The 18,049-nt window shown below is 51.1% G+C and carries 19 protein-coding genes; 13 read left to right on the top strand and 6 right to left on the bottom strand.

The window, feature by feature from the left end; genetic code table 11:
• The first annotated feature begins 150 nt into the window (after positions 1–150).
• On the top strand, positions 151–900 hold the full coding sequence (locus BM231_RS05600; RefSeq protein WP_093517458.1) for a transglutaminase-like domain-containing protein: 750 nt from the start codon (positions 151–153) through the stop codon (positions 898–900).
• Positions 901–967: 67 nt separating this feature from the next.
• Here BM231_RS05600 and tldD read toward each other — a convergent pair whose 3' ends face one another.
• The 3 genes from tldD to BM231_RS05585 form a co-directional block, all read right to left on the bottom strand.
• Positions 968–2,392: a metalloprotease TldD gene (gene tldD / locus BM231_RS05595; RefSeq protein ID WP_093517456.1), complete on the bottom strand. Its 1,425-nt coding sequence runs from the start codon at positions 2,390–2,392 to the stop codon at positions 968–970.
• A gap of 115 nt (positions 2,393–2,507) precedes the next feature.
• Positions 2,508–3,113: a LysE family translocator gene (locus tag BM231_RS05590; RefSeq protein ID WP_208860110.1), complete on the bottom strand. Its 606-nt coding sequence runs from the start codon at positions 3,111–3,113 to the stop codon at positions 2,508–2,510.
• A gap of 139 nt (positions 3,114–3,252) precedes the next feature.
• Positions 3,253–3,870, bottom strand: coding sequence for a LysE family translocator (locus BM231_RS05585; protein ID WP_208860109.1), 618 nt, complete (start codon positions 3,868–3,870; stop codon positions 3,253–3,255).
• 186 nt (positions 3,871–4,056) lie between these two features.
• Between BM231_RS05585 and BM231_RS05580 the strand changes: the two genes are divergently transcribed.
• Entirely contained in the window at positions 4,057–4,632 is a 576-nt protein-coding gene (locus tag BM231_RS05580; protein WP_093517445.1) for a DinB family protein, read from the top strand.
• Positions 4,633–4,736: 104 nt separating this feature from the next.
• On the opposite strand, the gene BM231_RS05575 is transcribed toward BM231_RS05580, so the two are convergent.
• Entirely contained in the window at positions 4,737–5,264 is a 528-nt protein-coding gene (locus tag BM231_RS05575) for an invasion associated locus B family protein (RefSeq protein ID WP_082826817.1), read from the bottom strand.
• Positions 5,265–5,854: 590 nt separating this feature from the next.
• On the opposite strand from BM231_RS05575, the gene coxB reads away from it, so the two are divergent.
• The 8 genes from coxB (at position 5,855) to BM231_RS05540 (ending at position 12,836) form a co-directional block, all read left to right on the top strand.
• On the top strand, positions 5,855–6,736 hold the full coding sequence (coxB, locus tag BM231_RS05570) for a cytochrome c oxidase subunit II (protein WP_373456180.1): 882 nt from the start codon (positions 5,855–5,857) through the stop codon (positions 6,734–6,736).
• An 82-nt stretch (positions 6,737–6,818) separates the two neighbouring features.
• Positions 6,819–8,411, top strand: coding sequence for a cytochrome c oxidase subunit I (gene ctaD, locus BM231_RS05565; protein ID WP_063293733.1), 1,593 nt, complete (start codon positions 6,819–6,821; stop codon positions 8,409–8,411).
• 141 nt (positions 8,412–8,552) lie between these two features.
• Positions 8,553–9,485: a heme o synthase gene (locus BM231_RS05560; protein WP_093517443.1), complete on the top strand. Its 933-nt coding sequence runs from the start codon at positions 8,553–8,555 to the stop codon at positions 9,483–9,485.
• Between the two features lie 23 nt (positions 9,486–9,508).
• On the top strand, positions 9,509–9,664 hold the full coding sequence (locus BM231_RS27050) for a hypothetical protein (protein WP_167550270.1): 156 nt from the start codon (positions 9,509–9,511) through the stop codon (positions 9,662–9,664).
• Between the two features lie 9 nt (positions 9,665–9,673).
• Positions 9,674–10,297 (top strand): cytochrome c oxidase assembly protein, encoded by a 624-nt coding sequence (locus tag BM231_RS05555; RefSeq protein WP_093517441.1) that lies wholly within the window; start codon positions 9,674–9,676, stop codon positions 10,295–10,297.
• Positions 10,298–10,355: 58 nt separating this feature from the next.
• On the top strand, positions 10,356–11,234 hold the full coding sequence (locus tag BM231_RS05550; protein WP_063293734.1) for a cytochrome c oxidase subunit 3: 879 nt from the start codon (positions 10,356–10,358) through the stop codon (positions 11,232–11,234).
• Between the two features lie 143 nt (positions 11,235–11,377).
• Positions 11,378–11,773 (top strand): DUF983 domain-containing protein, encoded by a 396-nt coding sequence (locus BM231_RS05545; protein ID WP_208860108.1) that lies wholly within the window; start codon positions 11,378–11,380, stop codon positions 11,771–11,773.
• Positions 11,763–12,836, top strand: a complete 1,074-nt coding sequence (locus BM231_RS05540) for an SURF1 family protein (protein ID WP_093517439.1) — start codon at positions 11,763–11,765, stop codon at positions 12,834–12,836. Before BM231_RS05545 ends, BM231_RS05540 begins: the two co-directional genes overlap by 11 nt.
• A gap of 66 nt (positions 12,837–12,902) precedes the next feature.
• Here BM231_RS05540 and BM231_RS05535 read toward each other — a convergent pair whose 3' ends face one another.
• Together BM231_RS05535 and BM231_RS05530 are read right to left on the bottom strand one after the other, a co-directional pair.
• On the bottom strand, positions 12,903–13,388 hold the full coding sequence (locus BM231_RS05535) for a peroxiredoxin (protein ID WP_093517865.1): 486 nt from the start codon (positions 13,386–13,388) through the stop codon (positions 12,903–12,905).
• Between the two features lie 140 nt (positions 13,389–13,528).
• Positions 13,529–14,386 (bottom strand): protein-disulfide reductase DsbD domain-containing protein, encoded by an 858-nt coding sequence (locus BM231_RS05530; RefSeq protein WP_093517437.1) that lies wholly within the window; start codon positions 14,384–14,386, stop codon positions 13,529–13,531.
• 192 nt (positions 14,387–14,578) lie between these two features.
• Between BM231_RS05530 and BM231_RS05525 the strand changes: the two genes are divergently transcribed.
• The 3 genes from BM231_RS05525 (at position 14,579) to BM231_RS05515 (ending at position 18,040) form a co-directional block, all read left to right on the top strand.
• Positions 14,579–15,172 carry a YqgE/AlgH family protein gene (locus BM231_RS05525; protein WP_057462914.1) on the top strand — a complete coding sequence of 198 codons (594 nt, stop codon included), beginning with the start codon at positions 14,579–14,581 and terminating at the stop codon, positions 15,170–15,172.
• A 190-nt stretch (positions 15,173–15,362) separates the two neighbouring features.
• Positions 15,363–16,769, top strand: coding sequence for a threonine synthase (thrC, locus tag BM231_RS05520; protein WP_093517435.1), 1,407 nt, complete (start codon positions 15,363–15,365; stop codon positions 16,767–16,769).
• Positions 16,769–18,040: a M16 family metallopeptidase gene (locus tag BM231_RS05515; RefSeq protein ID WP_093517433.1), complete on the top strand. Its 1,272-nt coding sequence runs from the start codon at positions 16,769–16,771 to the stop codon at positions 18,038–18,040. Before thrC ends, BM231_RS05515 begins: the two co-directional genes overlap by 1 nt.
• Positions 18,041–18,049 lie beyond the last annotated feature (9 nt).

The raw sequence follows: 18,049 nt of genomic DNA, 5'->3' as shown, positions 1-18,049 counted from the left end.
ATTGCAGACAAGCTGAGGTAAATCTTCAGGACCCTTAACGAAGTGCCAGTTTGAGCTCTCAGGTTGTAGTGAAACAAGATGCAATTTGGTGCTTGAACCTACAGTGACTAGAGCATTTACAGTCGATTCATTCTCGATTGGAGGCGCAAAATGCTAGACAAACCCAACACGCACTCAGACATCCTGCTCAAGGAAACCCCACTACTCAACTTTAGAGCGCCAACAATCTGGAAGCTTGTCGATCAGCGCAAATGGAAGGACCTACCTCTCTTTGATCGCGTTGGAGCAGTCTACGACTTTGTCCGCAATGAAATCCTGTTTGGCTACAACAAAGCAGACAATATTCCAGCAAGTCAGGTGCTGGCTGATGGAATAGGGCAGTGCAACACCAAAGGCATTCTCCTCATGGCACTGATGCGAGCCGTTGGAATTCCCTGCCGTCTGCACGGCTTCACTATCCATAAAGAGCTACAGCGTGGTGTGGTGCCGGAGTTGGTCTATAAGATCGCCCCGGATAACATTCTCCACTCGTGGGTTGAGATCTATCTGGAGGACCGCTGGATCAATCTGGAAGGCTTCATTCTGGATGATGTGTTTCTCTGCGCCTTGCAGCAGAAGTTCGTACCAAGCAGACAATCTCTATGTGGTTATGGCGTTGGCACCAACTGCCTCAGCGCGCCACAAGTCAATTGGGTAGGGCAGGACACCTACATCCAGAAAACAGGCATCAACAATGACTTTGGTACATATACGAGCCCAGACGATTTCTACGCCGAGCACATGCAGGCGTTTTCGCCAGTGATGAAGATGCTTTATGAGAACGGTATTCGTCACGTGATGAACTGGAGAACCAACCGCATCCGTGCGGGGAAAGTGCCCGTAATCCCTCTGAGGGATTAGAAGCATCACCACAAAGAAAAAGGGGCATCTCTGCCCCTTTCAAACTCATAGCATCTGTCTGAACCAATCAGGTTGCCGTGCCACCAATCGTCATTTCATTGATGCGCATGGTCGGTTGTCCAACACCAACCGGCACGCCTTGGCCGGCCTTACCGCAGGTTCCGATACCCGGATCCAGCTTCATGTCGTTGCCGATCATGGACACGCGTTTGAGCGCATCTGGACCATTACCAATCAGCATTGCACCTTTCACTGGGGCGCCAATCTTGCCGTTTTGAACACGATAGGCTTCCGTGCAGGAGAACACGAACTTGCCAGAAGTGATATCCACCTGACCACCGCCAAAGGAAACAGCATAAATGCCGTCTTCAAGGCTCTCGATGATCTCCTGCGGGTCATCATTGCCAGCCTCCATGATCGTATTGGTCATGCGCGGCAAAGGTTGGTGTGAGAAGGACTCGCGGCGGCCATTACCAGTTGGCTCAACTCCCATCAAACGGGCGTTCTGACGGTCCTGCATGTATCCAACAAGAACACCATCCTCGATGAGTGTGGTACGGCCAGTCGGCGTACCTTCATCATCAACAGAGAGAGAGCCGCGACGTTTGGAGATTGTGCCGTCATCAACAATGGTCACACCTTTTGCGGCAACCTGCTGTCCCATCAAGCCTGCAAACGCAGATGTTTTCTTGCGGTTGAAGTCACCTTCAAGGCCATGCCCTACGGCTTCATGCAGCAAAATGCCCGGCCAGCCATTACCTAGCACCACGTCAAACGTTCCTGCAGGAGCAGGGATCGCTTCCAGATTGACCAGAGCCTGACGCAGAGCTTCTTCAACGGCATGCTGCCAGCTGGTCTCAGCAACAAACTCACCAAACCCTTCGCGGCCACCAGAGCCAAAAGAGCCGGTCTCCTGCTTGCCGCCGTCACCAGCCACAATGGAAACGTTGAGGCGCACAAGAGGACGTACATCGCGAATACGGTGACCGTCAGCACGCAGGATGTCGACTGTTTTCCAGCTGCCAGCAAGAGACACAGTTACCTGCTGCACACGCGGATCTTTTGCGCGTGCATAGGCGTCAATTTCCTGCAGCAGCTGCACTTTTTCAGCAAAGCTCGGGCTGCCAATCGGGTTTTCATCTGTGTAGAGCTTCTGATTGGTGCGAGCTGGAGGTGCTGCATAGGTGCCGGAATGGCCGCTCTTTACAGAAGCCACTGCATCAGCTGCGCGTTTCAAAGCAGCCTCAGAAATGTCGTCGGAATGGGCATAACCAGAAGCTTCACCCACAACAGCACGCAGGCCAAATCCCTGACCAGTGCTGAAGGTGGAGGACTTCAGGCGTCCGTTGTCGAACACAAGTCCCTCGTTCTGGCTGTACTCCAGATAAAGTTCCCCATCGTCGGCGCCTTTCAGCGCTGCAGCAGTAATCTGGCGCGCTGTCTCCTCGTCCAGTCCAGAAGTCTGGAGAAGATCAATCGGTTTATCGCTCATGGGTAAAACTCCGAAATAATGGATTTGCTCTGTTGTGGCGAACAATCCGTGCACTTTCAAGGCTTACTATTCAATAAAGGAGGAGGGAAGGCCATCGCTCCCAAGTATTTGAGGGTCAATGCAAGAAGGCGAGTACCAATCCGGCACAAACCAGAACAGCTCCTGAAACCCGATCGAGCTTGAATTTCGCAGTGGGTGCTGACAACCAGTTGCGGGAATACCCGCCAAGCACGGCAATTAGCCCGTCAATGAGCACCGCCATGACAAGATAAGTCACACCCATCACCGCCAGCTGTGGGTCTGGCGGATATGCCTTATCAATGAACTGCGGAAAAAAAGCAGTCATGAACAGCAGTGATTTTGGGTTTGAAAGACCAACAAAGAAACCAACTTTCAAATGCTTCCGGCCTCGGCTTTCTATCTTGTCATGCCGCCCCGCTCGCAGCCAGCTGGAGATGCCCAGAAAGATCAGATAGGCTGCTCCCCCAAGCTGTATAATCTCGAAGGCGTCAGGGTAGGTGTGCACCACCCAGGAAAGGCCAAGCACAACGGCAAGGATCTGAATAGCTTGTGCGATTGTCATGCCAGCCATAACAATCAGACCTGTTGAAGTACCTTCACGAGTGGACTTGGCCAATATCATCATCACGTTAGGGCCGGGGATCGCCAGCAAAACGAATGTTGCTGCAATAAATCCAAGGTAAAGGCTGATATTCATCATCTGGATTTGATACCCAAATCTGTAATGGTGAACGCAAGCAGCTGAGTGCGAGCTATTGTAGAGTATGGTCCCAAACATGCATGAGTTCCCCAATCAAACTCTTGGGATTTCACGAAGAGTTTTATGCATGCTCCGTGTTTCATCTAAAAACCAATAATCCCATAAGGAAAACTCCGGCAGTGAGCAGGACACCACTGTTGAAGCGCTTCAATACGTCTTCTACTCGTGGAGATCGGAACAACCGTTCAACCAATCCGCCGCCAAGTACAAGTGGCAGGTCCAGACAGGTCGCAATTAATAGAAATGTTGTACCGAGAACGACAAACTGGGCATCTACCGGATGCGCGTGGTTGAGGAAATGAGGGAAAAGAGCTGCTAGAAAAATGAGAGTTTTCGGATTGGCAATGCTGATCATGAAACCCGTGAGAAAGTCTGAGCCCTGACTGCTGGGTTCGGCAATCCTGCGGCTTGCAGCTCTCCATCTTCGAAGGCCGAGGTAAATCAGATAAGCCGCCCCTAAAACAGTCACGGCCTCAAAGACATAAGGATAGCTGACAATGAGCCAGGAAAGACCAAAAGAGACCAACACTACCTGAATGGCTTCCGCTGCTTTGACGCCGATGAGTGTAAAGAGACCTGCAAACGTTCCTCCAGATGCGGATCTGGAAAGGATCAACATTTTGCTGGCGTCAGGCACAGACATGATAATCAATGTTGTGGCAACAAACGCAATATAGACATGCATTGCTATGGGCACGGATCACCTGCAAAGGTCCGATCTGTTTGCATCAGAAGGCAGATGCTGCCGCAATCAAACAGAATGTGCTGTCATAGAAAACAGCGCACAGAGTTTAAGGTGCAAAAACCCTTTGCTATGCGTGTTTGTTTTTAGGAAAACCAAGAGCTCTCTTTGAAGTGGCAGAGCCTGATCTCAAACTTATACATGACGGAAATTGAAGTGCTTCAGTATTTTCAAGCGCAGGCTAAAAACAATGCCTGGGCAAATTATAGACTACTTTCCAGTTGCATGAAGCTCTCTGACGACGAGCTAACTGCACAGCGGACAAGCTTTTTCCCTTCAATCCTTATGACACTGAATCATATCGTCACTGTGGATTGGTTCTATGTCAGCGCTCTGGAAGGAACGCCGCTCGGGACTACTGCATTTGATCCCGAGTCCCCTTTTGAGCAACTGCCACCTCTTTTCGAAGCTCAAAGAAACTCAGATCAGAAACTAATTACACACATAGGTTCAATGGATCTCGCTGATCTCTCCAAAATACATGTGCTGAGAGATGACAAGCCTTTGAGTGAGCGAGCAGACAGGCTTCTTCTGCATCTCTTCCAACATCAGACACACCATCGCGGGCAAGTGCATGCCATGTTGAGCGGAACTTCAGTCGCACCACCTCAGCTCGATGAGTTCTTTCTCAGCAATGAGATGGAGCAGAAGGCCCGTAAGGATGACTTTGCCGCACTCGAGTTCTGTGAGGCAGACATTTGGCCCGATCGCGGGTGATTAGATAGGTATGCAGTACCGTTTCCCGCGACTGAAAAGACAAAAGCCGAGGCGATTTTCATCATCCCGGCTTTTAGATCATATTCAAAGAGAAGCACTCATGCTTAAGGCAGGGCCGCGATTGCTTCTTTCAGACCAGTCAGGGAAATCGGAATACCGATACCTTCTTCTGGTGTTTCAAAGATAATGAAGGTTGCAGTCTGACCAGTTGTGAGTTTGTCGATCAGGTCCTTCTCCAGCATCGCTTCAGAAACACAGCCGCTTGGCGCAGGCAAACAGCGGATGAATGGCATCCGACCCACATCTTTACCATCTACGTTCAGACCAAGCTGCATCGGCAGCAAAACGCCAAGTGGAGCGAGAATGCGCAAAACGGTCGCTTGTTGGTCAGCCGTCTTAAGAATAATCGCTGTCAGGCCTACAGTATCACGTGCAGAATCTGTCACACTTTGAATGAGAGCGCACTGCTCAACGTTGGATCCCGGGGATTTGGCACAACGCTGCTGCCAATCACCAAACTCACCTTTGAGTTCGCCGAGCGCTTGTTGGGCATGACCTGCTCCGGAAAATCCTGCGGCGCCCGCCACTGTCATCGCAACTGTTAAAGTCAGCGTGCGTAAAAACTGCTTCAAAAAACCTTCCTCCAGTTCACCGGCTGTGCAGTGTCTGTCTCCCCAGCCAGCCAGCGTGGGGTGTTTCCCTAAAATATTGGAATACCGCTCCTGACGTCAAAGCGCAAACTGGCATTATTGGCTGTCCACTTAACTGACGAGGAAGGAGGGATCCGACTCACATTGTTCACGCCGAGGTAACGGTCCTTTTTGCCGATAAAGTGACGATTTAGTGAGTGAATTTGGACGCATGGATAGAAATGATCGATTATCTATATAGGGAAAAGTAACTAGGTGAAAACAGCGGAGATCATTCAAAATCCAATTGCATCTGCGGATTTCTTATGTTTTTTGTCCAACTCATTGATTCAAGTCAAATGATACTGCGACTTATAGTCGCTATAACCTTAGGGGAATCGCGTAGAAACCCTTATTGGGTTATTATGTCGCAGACATTCACGCAGGTGTGAGGACTGGTCGGACGGGCCAAAGTGGGCACCCCACATGTGTGGACAAGAAGAGGATTGCCGTTTCGGCGGCATTAAGAGGGACAGGGAGCGCAAGACGTGATGAAGCTCTTGAAGCATCACCTGGCGACCATTGCCGCAACTATGGCAATCGGATTGACGGGTTTTATGGCCGGTGCAGCCAATGCAGCACAGCCAACGCCGTGGCAGATGGGCATGCAGCCTGCGGCGACGACAGTGATGGAAGACATTCGCTGGTTTAACGATTTTACCCTGATCATCATGGCCGGCGTGACGGTTTTCGTAGCACTACTGCTGCTCGTTGTGATCATCAGGTTCCGCAAGAAGGCGAACCCAACGCCATCTCGCACTTCACATAACACTATGATCGAGGTTGTTTGGACGGTTGTTCCAATCCTCATTCTGGTGATGATCTCAGTTCCGTCTTTCCGTTTGCTCTTCAAACAGCTTGATATTCCTGAATACGAAATGACCATCAAGGCAACTGGTTACCAGTGGTATTGGGGTTATGAGTACGCGGATGAAGGCATGGAAGATGTCTCATTCGACGCCTTGATGATTCAGGACGATGAGCGTGCAGACATCATGGCTGAAAAAGGCCTGACAAACGCTGAGCTTCCTCGCCTTCTTGCGACGGACTACAACATTGTTGTTCCAGTCGACACCACAGTGCGTGTTCAGGTAACGGCAGCAGACGTGATCCACTCATTTGCTGTTCCTGCATTCGGCATCAAGATCGACGCTGTTCCATACCGCCTCAACGAAACCTGGTTCCGTGCTGATAACACCGGCATGTTCTACGGCCAGTGTTCAGAGCTTTGCGGTAAAGACCATGCGTTCATGCCAATCGCCGTGCAAGTCGTGACCAAAGAGCAGTATCAGGCCTGGGCCGAAGCTGCGAAGTCCGACGTCGACGAAGCAAACACACTTCTCGCAAAACTGATTGCTGATGAGAAGAAGGTTGCTGCCACAGCAGCCACCGACGTGAAGGTTGCGTCCCGTTAATCGGGACCACTGATTGAGCCGAGTATGCGCGCGTCAAGGGCTGCTGCGCATACGAGCAAGAACTTTACGAGGGAGCACAACTATGTCTGCGTCTGAAACGCATGCACATGACCATCCAACTGGATGGGTGCGGTGGGTCTACTCCACCAACCACAAGGATATCGGTATCCTTTACCTGATCTTCGCGATCATGGCTGGCATCATCGGCGGTCTTCTGTCCATCGCAATGCGTATGGAACTGCAAGAACCGGGGATGCAGTACTTCTCCGACCCACATCTGTTCAACGTGTTCACCACAGCGCACGCGCTGATCATGATCTTCTTCATGGTTATGCCAGCGCTTATCGGTGGCTTTGCGAACTATTTTGTTCCGATCATGATCGGTGCGCCTGATATGGCGTTCCCACGCATGAACAACATCTCATTCTGGCTTCTGCCACCAGCATTCATCCTGCTGCTCCTGTCACTCTTTGTGCCAGGTCCTCCGGGTGCAAACGGTGTTGGCGGTGGCTGGACCATCTATCCTCCGCTGTCCACTTCCGGTCAGCCTGGTCCTGCAATGGACTTTGCAATTCTGGCGCTTCACGTTGCCGGTGCATCTTCTATTCTGGGTGCCATCAACTTCATCACCACTATCTTCAACATGCGCGCACCTGGCATGACCATGCACAAGATGCCGCTGTTCGTGTGGTCCGTGCTGGTAACAGTCTTCCTTCTGTTGATCTCTCTGCCTGTTCTGGCTGGCGCGATCACCATGCTGCTGACAGACCGTAACTTCGGCACCACCTTCTTTGAAGCTGCTGGTGGCGGTGACCCAATTCTGTTCCAGCACTTGTTCTGGTTCTTCGGTCACCCTGAAGTGTACATTCTGATCTTGCCTGCATTCGGCATCATCTCCCACATCATCTCCACCTTCTCGCACAAGCCAGTATTCGGTTACATCGGCATGGCTTACGCGATGGTTGCGATTGGTGTTGTTGGGTTTGTCGTTTGGGCGCACCACATGTTCACCGTTGGTCTGTCCGCAGACACTCAGGCGTACTTCCTGTTCGCGACTATGGTGATTGCAGTGCCAACCGGCATCAAGATCTTCTCATGGATTGCGACTATGTGGGGCGGTTCCATCGAGTTCCGCACGCCAATGATCTGGGCGATTGGCTTTGTGTTCCTGTTCACCGTTGGTGGTGTAACCGGCGTTCAGTTGGCAAACGCAGGTCTCGACCGCGCGCTGCATGACACCTACTACGTTGTGGCTCACTTCCACTACGTTCTGTCTCTGGGTGCTGTGTTCGCGATCTTTGCAGCCTGGTACTACTGGTTTCCTAAGATCTCCGGTTACATGTATTCCGAGTTCCTCGGCAACCTGCACTTCACGCTCATGTTCATCGGTGTGAACCTCGTGTTCTTCCCGCAGCACTTCCTTGGTCTTGCTGGTATGCCACGCCGTTATGCCGACTATCCGGACGCATACGCTGGCTGGAACATGGTTTCCTCCTACGGTTCCTACCTCACTGGTTTTGCAGTGCTCATCTTCTTGTGGTGTGTCCTTGACGCATTCCTCAAAAAGCGTGTGGCTGGCGATAACCCATGGGGCAAAGGCGCAACCACTCTGGAATGGACCCTGTCTTCACCTCCTCCATTCCACCAGTTCGAGATCCTTCCAAAGATCAAGTAACTGCACCGAAATTGCCGGGGGCGTGTCAGCGCCCTCGGTTCTAAGTAAAGCACAAGCCCGGAAGTGCTCCAATGTTCCGGGGATGAAGTCTAGAACGCTGAAAAACGGCACAGGTTTCAATATCGCGACAGAGGTACAGGCATGACAATGCTGGAACAGACACAAGGACTTCACGAGGACGCAACCGATCTTGGTGGTCGTGGAAGCGTTTCTGATTACATCGCGCTGCTCAAGCCGCGGGTAATGTCTCTTGTTGTGTTTACAGCAGCTGTTGGTCTGGTCATGGCTCCGGGCAATCAACACCCGATCCTTAGCTTTATTTCTATTCTTTGCATCGCCATTGGTGGTGGTGCATCCGGTGCGCTGAACATGTGGTGGGATGCAGACATTGATGCTGTTATGTCCCGCACTAAAAAGCGCCCGATCCCGGCAGGCAAAATCACGCGTCAGGAAGCCTTTGCTTTTGGCATGGTGCTGTCCTTTGGCTCTGTTCTGACTCTCGGTTTGGTAGCCAACTGGGTCGCTGCAGGCCTGTTGGCATTCACGATCTTCTTTTACGTCGTCATCTACACAATGTGGCTCAAACGCAGCACACCGCAAAACATCGTTATCGGTGGTGCAGCTGGCGCGCTGCCACCAATGGTCGGTTGGGCCGCAGTAACAGGTGACGTTACTCTCGTAAGCATTGCACTGTTCATGATCACCTTCACTTGGACACCTCCACACTTCTGGGCTTTGGCGCTGGTTAAAAACGGCGACTACCAGGCTGCAGGCGTCCCAATGTTGCCGGTCGTCGCAGGCGAAACAGCGACCCGTCATCAAATCGTTTTGTATTCTTTGTTGTTGCTGCCAGTTGGCATGGCACCATACTTCCTTGGCTTCGCCTCGGTGTTTTATGGTGTTGGTTCTGCCGTGCTTGGCTTGGTATTCCTCGGTTACGCAATCCGTGTTTGGAGAGTGCGCGAGGGCGATGCAGCCAAGAAAACAGCAATGTCTCTATTCAAGTTCTCCCTGTTCTATCTCATGCTGATTTTTGCTGGGTTGCTCGCTGAGAACATGATTGGTCTGGTCTAACGCATAACTGGAAAGAGAAGAAAATGAGCAAGCAAAAAGCAGTTCTTTCTGAAGAGCAAATCAAGACCCGCCGCGGACGTTCAGTGGCTCTTGCGGTCACACTCGGCGTTCTCGTTGCCATGTTTTATGTGATCACCATCGTGAAGCTCGGTCCGGGCATCATGGATCGTCCACTGTAAGAGACGCAAATGACTGATCAAAAACCAAAGACAGCAGAACAAGCCAAAGTAAACCGCAGCAACGCAACCGTCGCTGTGATTTGCGGTGGCGTGTTTTTTGGAATGGTTGGTTTGTCCTTTGCAGCTGTCCCGCTTTATCAGCTCTTCTGTCAGGTGACGGGCTATGGCGGTACCACGCAGCGTGCAGAAGAGGCATCCGAAACGATCCTTGATCGTGAGATCATCGTGAGCTTTGACGCCAACGTCGCTCCGGGTCTGGATTGGGATTTCAAACCAAAACAAAAGAAAGTCCGCGTGAAGCTGGGTCAGATGACCGAGATTATGTACGAGGCCCAAAGCTTGGCGCAGCAGGTCTCTACCGGAACTTCTACGTTTAATGTAACGCCTTTCGAAGTAGGGGGCTACTTCAACAAAATTGATTGCTTCTGCTTTACTGAGCAACCGCTCAAGGCAGGAGAAAAGATCGATATGCCGGTCGTGTTTTTTATCGACCCGGAACTGGACAAGGACGAGAGCCTGAAGAATATCAAGGAAATCACCTTGTCCTACACATTTTTTGAATTGCCGAAAGACGGCGAGGAAGAAACAGCTGCAGTGGCTTCTCCAAGCGACGCGGCCACTGACAAGCTTTAGGTTGCGAGACGGATCTGCCTTTTGCAGAAGCGACCTTTTTTGAAATGGGGAGAAAGATATGGCTGGTGTTAAAAACCACGATTATCACATTATCGAGCCAAGCCCATGGCCATTTGTTGGGTCTGTTGGGGCGCTGGTTATGGCAATCGGCGCGATTGTTTTCATGCGCATGAGTGAGGGCGGCGTAAGCTTCTCATTTCTGAGCAATGCTGATGGCGAAACAACCGTTGGCTTTACGCTGAACGGTTGGGGCTTGTTTGCAATTGGTCTTGGTATCGTTCTTTACACCATGTTTATGTGGTGGCGTGACACCGTTAAGGAATCTCGCGAAGGGCACCATACACGCGTTGTATCCTTGCATCTGCGTTACGGCATGCTGCTGTTCATTCTGTCCGAAGTTATGTTCTTCGTAGCATGGTTCTGGGCATTCTTTGATGCATCCCTGTTCGCGGGTGAAGCTGCACAGTTTGGCCGTGTTGAGCACACTGGTGGTGTTTGGCCTCCACAGGGCATTGAGACCTTTGACCCGTGGCACCTGCCACTGCTGAACACCTTGATCCTGCTTCTGTCTGGTACAACCGTAACCTGGGCACACCACGCACTGGTTCATGGTGATCGTGACGGCCTGAAATGGGGTCTGATTGCGACAGTGGTTCTGGGTGTGATCTTCACCATCTGTCAGGCCTACGAATACTCTCATGCAGCCTTCGGCTTCTCTGAGAACATCTACGGCGCAACCTTCTTCATGGCGACAGGCTTCCATGGCTTCCACGTGATTGTGGGCACCATCTTCCTTGCTGTGTGTTTGTTCCGCGCATTGGCTGGTCACTTCTCCACCACCAAGCACTTTGGCTTCGAGGCTGCTGCCTGGTACTGGCACTTTGTGGATGTGGTTTGGTTGTTCCTGTTTGCATCCGTTTACATCTGGGGCGGCTAAGCTCGCGGCATTAGCCAAGAGTGGATCTGGAATTCAGACGAAAAACGAAAAAAGATAAGGGCGGCGCAAGCCGCCTTTTCTATATGTATATGACCTAGGTGCCTTGCGAGCGTTCAAAGTCACCTGTGTATCCGAGGCTTCACATGAGTGAGAGGAAGAAGACAAAGGCCTATCTTGGCCTTCCTGCCAACCCATTTTCCGCAGGTCTGCGCGGAAAATGCCCACGTTGCGGTGAAGGGCCATTGTTTCAGGGGCTTCTAAACCTGCGTGTCTCCTGTTCCAGATGCGGTCTTGCCTATGACTTTGCCGATTCTGGTGATGGACCTGCAGTCTTTGTCATTCTCATTCTTGGGTTTATTCTTGTCGGTGGTGTTCTGTTTGTTGAGTTTGCGTACGAGCCGCCACTCTGGTTGCATTTAATTATCTGGGCACCCGTGACTGTGGTGTTGAGTGTGATACTTCTGCGCATACTCAAAGGCCTGCTGATTGCATTGCAGTACAAGAACAATGCAGCGGAGGGGAAACTTGATGATCGCTGAAAGGGAGATTGGCGATGCTTCATCTGATTCAAAGCCTGTGCGAAAAAACGATGTCGCCTGGCACGAGGAACCGGAGCCGGTTTCTGCACACACTCATCGCAACACGAGAAAAAACAAAGATAACACCGTGACTGATGATCAAATGGAACATGATGATACCGATGCTGAGGAAGCTACAGCAAAGCCAGGGCTAGTTGCATTTCTCAAGCACTACTGGATTTTGCATCTGTGTGCTGCTGTAGGACTGGCTATTCTGGCCAATCTCAGTTTGTGGCAGTTCAATCGTCTGGATGAAAAGGTGGCGTTGATTGCGCGCGCTGAAGTGCGCGCGACTGAGCCAGCTGTTGCCGCGCCCGGCCCGGCAACGTGGGACGATATGTCGAGTGACGAAATCGACTATATGCCTGTGGAGCTGTCTGGCCAGTTTATTATCGGAGAGCTGTACTACTTTGATACTCTGACCAAACCGAAAGGCCCACTGGGCGGACAGGGGTATTTTGTTTACGCACCCTTCATCACGAATGATGGCTGGAACGTTTTGGTCAACCGCGGCTTTGTTCCAATTGATCGCAAGGAGTTCAGCACACGTTTGGGTTCAGCGCCGCCGCGCGGGCAAATAACCATCACCGGCCTTGCCCGCAGAGCTGAAGTGGCGAGCATGTTCTCCGCAGAGCCAAATCAGAAGACCAATGTTTGGTATGTGCGCGAACCAAAGGTTATGGCCGAAGCAATGGGGCTGTTGCCGGATCAGACCGCGCCCTACACAGTTGACCTTCTGAAGACAGTGAGCGTTGCTGGCGATCTGCCTCAGGCAGGTGAGACCCGTATGACGTTCTCCAACAATCATCTGCAATATGCCTTCACATGGGCAGGCCTCGCGCTTACTCTGGTCGGCGTCTACTTTGCCTTCCTGATTAAAGCATGGCTGGATCGAGGCAAGATCTCTTCTGAAAAGGAAGAGGACGATGAAGAAGACGACGATGATTTTGATGCGGAAGAAGAAAAACGGAAGGCTGATCGCTTCCGGATGATATCTGACGCGGCACGGCGTAAACGGAAATAAATTTCAGCGATAGAGCACAAAAAAAGGGGAGCACAGCTCCCCTTAAACGTTTTTGGGCATCTTGCCTTATAGCTGAGAAAGAATGTTCTCAGCAGAGGAGATTGTTGCTTCTCCCGGTGCTTCTTCAATATTCAAAGAAGTCAGTACGCCATCCTTCACGATCATGGAATAGCGCTTGGAGCGGATGCCCATACCAAAGGCGCTGGCGTCAAGCTCAAGACCAACTGCCTTGGTAAAGTCAGCGCTGCCATCAGCAAGAAACAGGATCTTGTCATCAGCGCGTGTATCCCGCGCCCAAGCACCCATGACAAATGCGTCGTTCACGGAGACAACGGCAATTGTTTCGACGCCTTTTGCCTTGATAGCTTCTGCATTGTCGATGAAGCCTGGCAAGTGGTTCAGGTGACAGGTTGGCGTAAACGCGCCAGGAACTGCAAAGAGCACCACAGTTTTACCGGCAAACAGTTCTTCACTGGTCGTATCTACTGGTCCGTCCGCACTCATGCATTTGAATGTAACACTTGGCAGTTTTTCGCCGACTTGAATGACCATGGAAAGTTCCCCCAATTTGCTTTTGCTGATCACAACATAGCAGACATCTCAATCTGAGGTCTGCATCTAAAAAGAAACGGGCTCCAGTTGTAGCTGCGAGTTCTTTATTTCGCAAATACAACTGTAGCCCGTAAACAAGCTTATTTCGAAGCGCTGGCCTGAGGCACTGAAACACTTTGGGTTTCCTCAAAAGCGCCATCCTTGGTCACCAGTGTAAGGCGGAGTTCAATGTCGCTCACGTCTTCTGGTAGTCCAATATAGGACATAGTCCAATGAGCCATGCCTTTTTTCACAGAGGTCAGCTTCGGTACTCCATGATAAGAACCTGCAGGCCCTTCAATGAAGAGCTTCGGCGATTTGTCCTTGGAGGAGACTTTAGCGCTGATGTTTACAGTGCGGTCTTTGCCTTCGCCTGTGATCTTTATCTCTGGAAACAAGCTCGGCATGTCGCCTTGCGTAATTGGAACCCGCGCAAACGCATCATTGACCAGTTTGTCAGCAACGTCATCTTTCATAGTGGCCGCAGGAAAGACGAGAGAAACCTCTGCCTGTCCGGGGATACAAATGTCTTTGCAAATGCCAAAAGTCAGGTTTGCATTCAAGATGGCAGGGCGGCCGTCATCCATGCGTTTAATCAGCAAAGGCAGCACCACTTTATCCGAATAGATCAGAGATGTGGAAAATCCGTCAGAGTAAGCCTTTGGTGCAGGGAACATCAGCTCCGCACTAGCTATGTTGACTGAATTAACGAAGCTGGCTTCTGTCGGAATACCGGCTTCACCCGGATATCTCCAGTATGTGTGCCAGCCTTCTTCAAGGCGAAATTCAATCCCGCCGCGATAGAGGCCATCGGTGTTAGGCTCGCTCGCACGTAAAAGGCGAACTGCGCCGCCTTGAACAATAACCCATTCAGACACACTTGATGACAAGGCGCTTGAAACAGAGGCGGAGAGCACCGCAGCAGCGATGAGGGTCGATTTGAAGAATCTAGAAATCATAGAGTCTATTTAAACGGTCCCTTTTCAAATTCCCATTAAGATTGCCTCTCAGACAATCAATGATCCGTGAACAATCTCACCTTTTTTCCACTGATCATTGATCACCGGAAAAATCCGTGAGTACCTATAATATAATTGCCTCTACACTGAACTGAGGCAATCCGTTTGAAGCATGAGGAGAGCGCCCCCAACATGTCTGGTGAAAAACCGGGTTACATTGACGGACAATATCTCATTGCCATGCCCACTATGGAGGATGGCCGTTTTGCCCATTCCGTCATCTACGTGTGTGCTCACTCAGAAGAGGGAGCGATGGGGATTGTGCTCAATCAGCCGGCCCCTAACATCACATTTGGGCAACTTTTAGGTCAGTTGAATATCGTCGAAGACGAAAACGAAGATCCGTTGGCAATCGATATTTCTGAACGCAAAGTCTATCGCGGTGGGCCAGTTGATGCCGGTCGCGGTTTTGTTCTTCATTCAGATGACTATTTTCTGGAGGAGACGAGCCTCAAGATTGAAGACGGTGTTGTCCTCACCGCCACGGTTGAAGTGTTGCGCGCCATCGCAGCAGGCAAAGGTCCAAAGAAGTCTTTGTTGGCATTAGGTTATGCTGGCTGGGCACCCGGTCAACTTGAGACGGAATTACAGGCAAACGGTTGGCTGACGTGTCAAACAGATCCTTCATTGATCTTTGAAGGCGAGGGCGATCAGAAGTGGCACAACGCGCTTGATATTCTTGGGATTGATCCTGGGATGTTATCCAGCGACATCGGCCACGCATGATCTTACGTGCCTAAACGAGATTTCGCCGTGCAACTTCCTACAATTTCTGCTATTTCCCTGTGCGCACTTGAAACGCAAATGCGACAGTTTTGGGAATCTAATTACAGATTCCAGCTAAAAACCTGAAAAATACCAATGGGGTATGGCACTAAAATGTCCTGATTCAGGTTGAGCGAGAAGGGATGTAACGGTGAGATATGTAAGTACGCGCGGCGATGCACCAGAACTCAACTTTTCTGAGGTGCTGCTCACGGGGTTGGCACGCGACGGCGGTTTGTATCTACCAAAAGAGTTCCCGCAATTATCTACTGAGGAAATTTCAGGATTTGCTGGAAAACCTTACAGCGAAGTCGCTCTTAAGGTTATCGCCCCATTCGTTGGCGACTCCATTCCGCATGATGACCTGAAAAAGATGATCGACGAAGCCTATGCCAGCTTCTCGCACGAGGCTGTGGCGCCGCTCGTCCAGACTGCACCCAACACCTACGTGCTGGAACTCTTCCACGGCCCGACCCTAGCGTTCAAAGATGTCGCAATGCAGCTGCTCGGCCGCTTGATGGATTACGTTCTTGCCCAAAAGGGCGCTCGTGCAACCATCGTTGGTGCAACCTCCGGCGACACTGGTGGTGCTGCAATTGAAGCGTTCCGCGGTCGTGAGCGCACAGACGTCTTCATTCTGTTCCCTGAAGGTCGTGTCTCTCCTGTTCAACAGCGTCAGATGACCACCTCTAAGGAAGACAACATTCATGCCCTAGCTATCAAAGGCAACTTTGATGATTGTCAGGGCATCCTGAAAGACCTCTTCAACGACTTCTCCTTCCGCGAGCGCGTAGGCCTGTCGGGTGTAAACTCCATCAACTGGGCACGCATTGTTGCTCAGGTGGTGTATTACTTCACCTCGGCAGTGTCTCTGGGTGCTCCACATCGCAAAGTGTCCTTCACAGTACCGACTGGTAACTTTGGTGACGTGTTTGCAGGTTATGTGGCAGCTCAGATGGGTCTGCCAATTGAGAAACTGGTGATCGCAACCAACACCAACGATATTCTGGCGCGTACTCTGGACACAGGCCGCTATGAAATGCGCGGCGTTGTTGCAACCACTGCACCGTCCATGGATATTCAGGTGTCGTCCAACTTCGAACGTTTGCTGTTTGCTGCAAACGGGGAAGACAGTGCAACTGTTAAAGCTCAGATGGACAGCCTCAAGCAGTCCGGTGGCTTCACTCTCTCAGAAAAAGCCCTAGGTTTTATCAAAGAGAAGTTCTCTGCAGGTCGTGCAAGCGAAGAAGAGACAGCTCAGACCATCACTGAAACGCTTAAGGAGAGTGGTTATTTGCTTGACCCGCATACCGCGGTCGCAATCCATGTCTCCAAAGAGCAAAATGATGGTGTTACTCCGATGATCGTGCTGTCCACAGCACATCCGGCAAAATTCCCAGCGGCAGTAGAAAGTGCATCAGGTATTCATCCTGACCTGCCAGTTCATCTTGCTGACCTGATGGAACGTGAAGAGAAGTTTTCCGTTCTTCCAGCAGATGCACAGGAAATTGCGAAATTCGTTGAAGGCAATGCACGTGCCGTGAAAGCAGGCGTTTAATGGCGGTCAAACTAACAAAACTAGAAAATGGCCTGACTGTAGTTACTGATCAAATGGAATACCTCAAGACAACAGCTCTTGGGGTATGGGTGAAAGCTGGCTCTCGCTCTGAAGGCGAGCATGAAAATGGCATCACCCACCTTCTGGAACATATGGCTTTCAAGGGCACCAGCAAGCGCAATGCCCGCGAAATTGCAGAGGAAATCGAAGCCGTTGGCGGCGAGATGAATGCCTCCACAAGTGTTGAGCATACAAATTACTATGTGCGCACCTTGGCAGATGATGCGCCTTTGGGTTTGGATATTCTCTCCGACATCCTTCAGGATTCCATCATCGACCCTGAAGAGCTTGCTCGCGAAAAGCACGTAATCCTTCAAGAAATTGGCGCAGCACAAGACATGCCTGATGATCAGGTATTTGATGTGCTTTTGGAAACCGCATGGCCAGACCAGCCACTCGGTCGTCCAATTCTTGGCACGCCTGAAACCGTCACGGGCTTTTCTGCGGATGCCATCCGTCAATACGTAGCGCGTAAATACACTGCATCCGATATGGTGCTTGCAGCTGCTGGTGCAGTCGATCATGAAGCGCTTGTAGAACTGGCTGAAGCCAGTTTCTCAAAGCTGTCGAATGTCGCGCCAGATGAAGACTATGTGGCAAAGTATGTCGGCGGTGAAGGCTCCATCGAGCGCGAACTGCAGGAACTACAAGTCATCCTTGGTTTTGAAGGCCTGCCGTACGAGCATGAAGACTACTATGCGGTGCAGGTGCTTGCCTCCATTCTCGGTGGCGGCATGTCATCGCGCCTCTTCCAGGAAGTGCGCGAAAAACGCGGCCTTTGCTATTCTGTCTATGCCTTCCATTGGGCATTCGCGGATACCGGCTTCTTTGGCGTTCATGCGGCGACTGGACCAGAAGATGCCGCTGAACTGACAGAAGTGCTCGTGGAGCAGCTGAAAGAAATTGCTAAGGGCGTGACCGAAAAAGAAGTGTCCCGTGCAAAAGCCCAGCTGCGATCCGGTTTGCTGATGGCACTGGAAAGCCCGGCAGCGCGCGCAGGTCAGATCGCTCGTCAGGTTATGATCTACGGTCATCCAGTCGCACTGGAAGAGTTGGAACGCCGCCTCAATGCTGTAACCTCTGACCGTGTACAGATGCTGGCAGAAAAACTATTTGCCTCTGACAACCCCACATATGTGAAGGTTGGACCAAAGGCACCTATGCTTAACTATGCTGAATTAAAAGAGCGTTTGGCAGGGATCAAAGCATAAGCCTGTTGC

The sequence above is a fragment of the Pseudovibrio ascidiaceicola genome (assembly GCF_900114245.1).
Lineage (GTDB): Bacteria > Pseudomonadota > Alphaproteobacteria > Rhizobiales > Stappiaceae > Pseudovibrio > Pseudovibrio ascidiaceicola.
The sequence above is the reverse complement of the archived record's forward strand: the minus strand, read 5'-3'. Positions and strand labels throughout refer to the sequence as shown.